Origin of the sequence: Methylophaga sp. UBA5088, from assembly GCF_002414625.1 — a bacterium.
Taxonomy (GTDB): domain Bacteria; phylum Pseudomonadota; class Gammaproteobacteria; order Nitrosococcales; family Methylophagaceae; genus Methylophaga; species Methylophaga marina.
This window is the reverse complement of record NZ_DIAC01000128.1, coordinates 3,219-9,282: the sequence shown is the minus strand read 5'-3', so window position 1 is coordinate 9,282 and position 6,064 is coordinate 3,219. Positions and strand designations below refer to the sequence as shown.

The 6,064-nt window shown below is 40.9% G+C and carries 5 protein-coding genes; 1 reads left to right on the top strand and 4 read right to left on the bottom strand.

The features are described 5' to 3' along the window. The first annotated feature begins 260 nt into the window (after positions 1–260). The gene (locus B4K20_RS15780; RefSeq protein WP_289283649.1) at positions 261–2,195 is read left to right on the top strand and encodes a PQQ-dependent sugar dehydrogenase; all 1,935 of its coding nucleotides are present in this window, start codon (positions 261–263) and stop codon (positions 2,193–2,195) included. 37 nt (positions 2,196–2,232) lie between these two features. Here B4K20_RS15780 and B4K20_RS15775 read toward each other — a convergent pair whose 3' ends face one another. The 4 genes from B4K20_RS15775 to B4K20_RS15760 are packed head-to-tail and all read right to left on the bottom strand — an operon-like array spanning position 2,233 to position 5,512. Beyond that, complete coding sequence (locus B4K20_RS15775) at positions 2,233–3,858, bottom strand: diguanylate cyclase domain-containing protein (RefSeq protein ID WP_289283648.1); 1,626 nt, start codon at positions 3,856–3,858, stop codon at positions 2,233–2,235. Then, positions 3,848–4,270 (bottom strand): substrate-binding domain-containing protein, encoded by a 423-nt coding sequence (locus B4K20_RS15770; protein ID WP_289283647.1) that lies wholly within the window; start codon positions 4,268–4,270, stop codon positions 3,848–3,850. The genes B4K20_RS15775 and B4K20_RS15770 overlap by 11 nt, the downstream gene beginning before the upstream one ends. Continuing rightward, positions 4,270–4,947: a hypothetical protein gene (locus B4K20_RS15765; protein ID WP_289283646.1), complete on the bottom strand. Its 678-nt coding sequence runs from the start codon at positions 4,945–4,947 to the stop codon at positions 4,270–4,272. Before B4K20_RS15765 ends, B4K20_RS15770 begins: the two co-directional genes overlap by 1 nt. Further along, complete coding sequence (locus B4K20_RS15760) at positions 4,913–5,512, bottom strand: hypothetical protein (RefSeq protein ID WP_289283645.1); 600 nt, start codon at positions 5,510–5,512, stop codon at positions 4,913–4,915. Before B4K20_RS15760 ends, B4K20_RS15765 begins: the two co-directional genes overlap by 35 nt. Positions 5,513–6,064 lie beyond the last annotated feature (552 nt).

Below are 6,064 nucleotides of genomic sequence, written 5' to 3'. Positions count from 1 at the left end.
ATGGTGGTGATGCCCATGGTTACATCGACTACCCTTTTCTTACTGAACAATAACTGATGGTGGTGATGCCCATGGTTACATCGACTACCCTTTTCTTACTGAACAATAACTGTCGGTAAAAAGTAATCCATTTTTAGACAATAAGTACTCCAGGTATCAGAAAAAAGCACCCTGATACCCGCATAAAAACAGTGCAGTGATGATAACAATACAGGTGTCGCTGTTCTGATCATTAAGAAATACAGACTAAAGGAGGATGTATGACATTAAAGACTATCTCTAAGCTAGTATTAGCCAGCACAGTAGGACTAATGAGTCAGGCTGTATTGGCAGATCGGGCAGATGCAGAAGCAAATCTGCACAAACTCAACTTGCCAGAAGGATTCCATATTGATGTATATGCTGAAGTCGAGGGTGCTCGTCAAATGGCATTGGGTCAATCAACAGGAACAGTCTTTGTCGGCACACGCGGTAATAATGTTTTTGCTGTTGTTGATAAAAACAAAGATCGCAAAGCGGAAAAAGTCGTCAATATTCTTGATGATTTAAAAGTAGGTAATGGCGTCGCCATGCACCAGGGTAATCTCTACGTCGCTGAGCAAAACCGTATTGCACGCTACGCTGCACCAGGTTTTGACCTGACGCTCCCATTCAAACAAATGCGTGAAGTCATTTATGACAGACTCCCGGATAAAGCCCATCATGGCTGGCGTTATATTGCTTTTGGCCCCGATAACAAACTGTATGTGACGGTCGGTGCCCCTTGTAATATCTGTAACCCTGAAGGTATCGAGGCCAGCATTATTCGCATGAATGCTGATGGCAGTGAGGCTGAGATTTATGCCAAAGGGATCAGGAATTCAGTCGGTATGGATTTCCAGCCCGACACTGGTGACTTGTATTTCACTGATAATAATGTCGATATGATGGGTGATGACACCCCACCAGGTGAGCTCAATGAGGCTCCTGAAGCGGGTATGCATTTCGGTTTCCCATTTTATGCTGGTGGCAAGGCACAACATCCAGATTGGAAAGACAAAAAAGTCCCACAAAAAGTCACCTTCCCAGTGCAAGAGTTTCAGGCACATACAGCGAGTCTGGGCCTTAAATTCTATACAGGAGACATGTTTCCAGCCGATTATAAAGGCGATGCTATTATTGCTCAGCATGGTTCCTGGAATAGAACCAGCCCTGTTGGTTACCAGTTAATGCGCGTCACTTTTGATGATAATCATCAGGTAACGGGTCAAGATGTCTTTATTGATGGTTGGTTACAAAATGGAGAAGCCTGGGGACGACCAACCGATGTATTACAACTTTCTGATGGTTCATTGTTGATTTCAGATGACTACAATGATGTGATTTATCGTGTCAGCTATGGCGATGACAAAGCAGCAAAAGTCGCTACGTCTCGCTCAAATAGTCAAACGATCAGCGGCTTGGTGATGCCTGAATCAGCAATTGCTGCACCAGATGGACGTGTGTTTATTACTGAAATTGGTGAGTTTGGCAAAGCGGGTGATGGTAAGGTTACCGTTATTGATAAAGACGGTCAAAAGTCAACTTTAGCCACAGGCTTAAATGATCCAAAAGGCATCGATTTATGGAATAACGAACTGTATATTGCTGACGTCGATCATGTTGTGAAAGTCGACATGGATGGCAAGGTCAACGTTATCGCTGATAAGAAAGCACTTCCAGGAAAACCCGTATTCCTGAATGATGTGGAAATTGATGGTAATGGCACCATTTATGTTTCAGACAGTGGCACGGATGAAGGTGAAAACGCTGGTATCTATCAAATCACACAAGCAGGAAAAATAAGTGAAATTTTAAATACCAACTCGGCGATTAAACGCCCAAATGGCCTATTGATGGATGGTAATGACACACTATTAGTCGCCGACTTTGGTACTGGGGATCTGTACCGCACATCTATCAGTTCAGGCAAAACCGAGGCCTTAAACAAGGGCTTTGGTGGCGCAGATGGTCTGGTCAGAGACAGTAAAGGTTATCTTTACGTGAGTGATTGGCAGAATGGTAAAGTCTGGCAATTAGTTGAGCCTAAAGCGACACCTCAGCTCATCAGTGAAGACTTTGTCTCTGCAGCTGACATTGCACTATCTGCAGATGGTCAGTCAATACTGGTACCTGACATGAAAGCCGGCAAATTAATCTCTTTGCCAATTCAGTAAATCATTCTATCTATGCCCGGTGTTCACACCGGGCATTTTAAAATCCAGTGATCACATTATCAGTATCAGCGGTCTTCAAACTGGGTTGTTTAAAATAGTTATAACCATTTTTGTGCTGTGACTTCACTTCATACATAGCCAGGTCAGCATATTTAAGCAGTGATTCCAAGTTGTCGGCATTGAATGGATAAAGCGCGATACCGATACTCGCACTAATATTGACCGTGTTATAGAGCTCACATTCAATTGGTTCACGTAAAATACTCAGCAGTTTTTCTGCGATACGACTCGCTTCCAATAGGTCTGTGGTTAATCTGGCAAAAATAACAAATTCATCGCCCCCCCAACGTATCGCCACATCGTCAGCACGCACAGAACTCAATAATCGATTTGCGACTTCAATCAACACTTTGTCACCTGCTTCATGGCCAAACTGGTCATTAACGGGTTTAAAGCCATCCAAATCGATCATAAACAGGCCATAAGCAAAACGCTTAGTCTCAGCTAATGTGATGAGCTGTTCTATCTTATTTTCTCCAGCACCACGATTATATAGATTGGTTAAAGCATCAACTTCAGCCTGCCCTTTGAGTTTTTCTTCACGATTCCGACGTTCAGAGATATCTTGTAAAACAATCTCAAATGACGACGCTTTATCATCATCAGTCATAAGTGAAATAAGACAATATAGCCATCGAGTCTCACCACTGTCCTCAATTTTTATATCAACGGCACGTGACTCACCTGTTAATAAAACCTCAGCAGCAGCCGACTCTAAACGACTTTTTTCCTCGTCAAAGACGGTGAAGAATGAAACGGGGTTTTGCTGAGAAATTTTTTCAAAACTTGGCTTACCAATAATATTTCTGAATGATGGGTTATGTAGCTTCATTTTGCCATCAATATCCACAATCGCGATGCCATGACTGGATTGCTCAAAGATATCTCTGAAACGGTTTTCGAGCTCTTCTACTTCCTGTCTTAGCGCTCTTTCAAGGTTGATATTATCTTCAACCGAGCTCAATAAGTGGTTGATATCATGAGTTAATAAACCAATTTCATCATATTTGTGTGATGGCGTAGGAACCAGACGTTGGTCACTACCAATACGAATACTATGCAAACGCTTGGCTAGGCGTTTAATTTCTGTAATGAGCTGTCTGTTAAGTAAAAAAATGATTAAGGTAATTAAAATAAATGTCTGCACAGCGATGAGAGTCACATGATTCATAGCCGTTTTTTTAGCATCGAATTGAATTGAGGCAATATTTGGGGCGACTAATAACTTTCCGACCGTTTCCCCCGTAACAAAGGGTGAGTCCAAATTAAATCGCAAAGTCTCAACGGGTTCATCAGGCATAATGCCACGCGTTGATAATGTTTCCTGGGTGGATTTTAGTACCACGGCTTTCACTAAATCACTGGCGGCAATGCCGTCAACTACCTCTTTAGCCAATGTGAGATCATCCAGATAGGCAGCAATGGCAGCAGTTTGGGACACGGCATGAACCAGTTGCCTCAGTTGTTTTTGACTCTGGGCAAACTCTTTTGAATAGGTATAACTATAAAATACATAGCCAGTACATAAGGCCGACACCAGGCCAGCAAGCAACAGTATTAGGGCTAAACGTGTTGCGATACTGGTACGAAGCTTAGTCAACATAACCAAGAATTTTTAATTTATCGTTCACTTTATCTGCTTCAACATAGCCAATAGCATCCGTATCTGTCTCTAAGTAGTTAATCAACTCCTTATCACTGACTTCTCTGGGCAAGGTCGCTCGTCCAGAAAAAAGTAATCGGGCTCGGTATGAATTGATTTCGTTAAGTGTTTTATTAACAAGTTTGAGATAAAACTGTTTTCTCGTAGACGAGTTAAGTTTCTGGTCAAGTAAAATAATGCGCTGTCCCGATGCATAGAATGTGGTTCTTCCCATGAAAATATCAATGATTTGTTGTTTTGATAATTCATTTAAAGGATTATTTTTATTGGCCACAACAACAAGATCATCGGCAGAAACCATGCTAGGCATCAATGATAAAAGCAGTATGAATGATACGAATAATGTCTTCATCAGAATATAAAATCCATGGTCAGACTAAACGTATCAAAACTGTGTTGTTTATCTATAGGGTTTTTCTGCTCGAAAATAAAATCGCCATATTTTTCAACCCAGGTGCTGTCCCACTGCGCTTTTAATGACACTCTCTGTGACACATCCCAACGCGCACCAATACCAATACTTCCCTGATCGGTATACATAGCATTGCTCGCAGCCTGCGTAATTGCTTGTAGTTGCTGATAAGCGGGAATAAAGGCCGGCGCTGATGTTATCTTCTCTCTACTGCCAAGCGTTTTAAATTTACTAACGATAATATATGGTGTGATTGAACCGAAACGGTGACCTATGCTGAGGTATCCTGAAGCATATTTATCTTGAACACTGGTTTCCGCTTTCACCAAGCTGAGCTCACTTTGAATCAACCAGTTATCTTTGTCATAGCTAACGCCAGCGGCTAAATATTTAAGCCAGGTATCATTGATAGAAAATCCAGCCAGTGAAGCTGCTTCAGGCCAGCCAAATTCTGATGCTTGTATTAAAGCCTCATCAAGTGCCGCTACAGGATCTGCCTTATCATTAATCTTCGCTTGAGAATACAAAACACGAAATTGCCAGGTCTGATTTTCCCAACCCAGGCTTACACCATAATTGGGCTCAAATAACCTCTTCTGAACCATCGCTGCTGGCATAAGGGAAATGACTACGTCCTCCCCAGATAGAGGTGGTCAGCATTCCATCTGCTAGCCTTGAGTGATGTTTTAACTCAACACCATCATATTTATCACTGGCGATCTGGCCATAGAATTCAACTGGATGATGAGCCCATAAATTAGCAAACCCCACGTTCTTATATTCAGATGACATAAAAACGCCATTCGGCATGCGGCCAATATTCAGCTCAAAAGCATCATTGATATGGTAGGAAAAAAAAGCTGACTCAATACTTCGGTTCAGGGAGTTTTCTGGTCGTTTTTCTAATAAGAACTGCGTCGTGAATGTCAGTTTATGGTTAAACGCATAGTCCAGCTGCATTCCCAAATTAGAAGCAGTCGTCCAATCAAACCCTTTATCGAAGCCTTCTTGTTCAATCGAATGTCGATAATAAATATCATCACTATCGTTATAGACAAGACCAAGTGAACCATAGCCGTTGATGTGAAAATTATCGATACCGGTATCAAATGCTGCTGCTTGAAATGGATATGTGATTATCCACAACAACAATAGATGTAAACGGTATCTGAGCTTGAACAACTTAATACTCTCACTTTCACGACTTAATTAACGAATTCCCATAAGAATTATATAGATATTTTCCTCAAATTTGTTATGCAAAACTCAATTTCAAGGTATAGCTGGTCATTACGCTAGTTACTCACAATTTCTGTGGAAAATAATGTGGATAACTTTCTAGTAAATCTGTAAGTGTTTCTTTTATGGCAACCTTTATGATGTGGTTAAATTTTAACCAACGCAAAAATCAGCCGAAAAATGTTGATATATCTAGGTTTATGAAACAGACATGATCAGTATTCCAGAAATAATCGTATTCTTTTTACTCACAATTTCAGTGGATAAGCATGTGCATAACTTTCTGGTAAATCTGTAAGTGACTCTTTTATGACAAGCTTTATGACTTGGTTATTTTTTAACCAATCCCATTTTCGCATAGCAAAGTCATCGTTGAAGATGGAAGATCAAAAAGAAGTAAACTCGATAAAGGAATCACTTATTCACCTTACTCACAATTCCAGTGGATAAGCTTGTGGATAACTTTCTGGTAAATCTGTAAGTGTTTCTTTTATG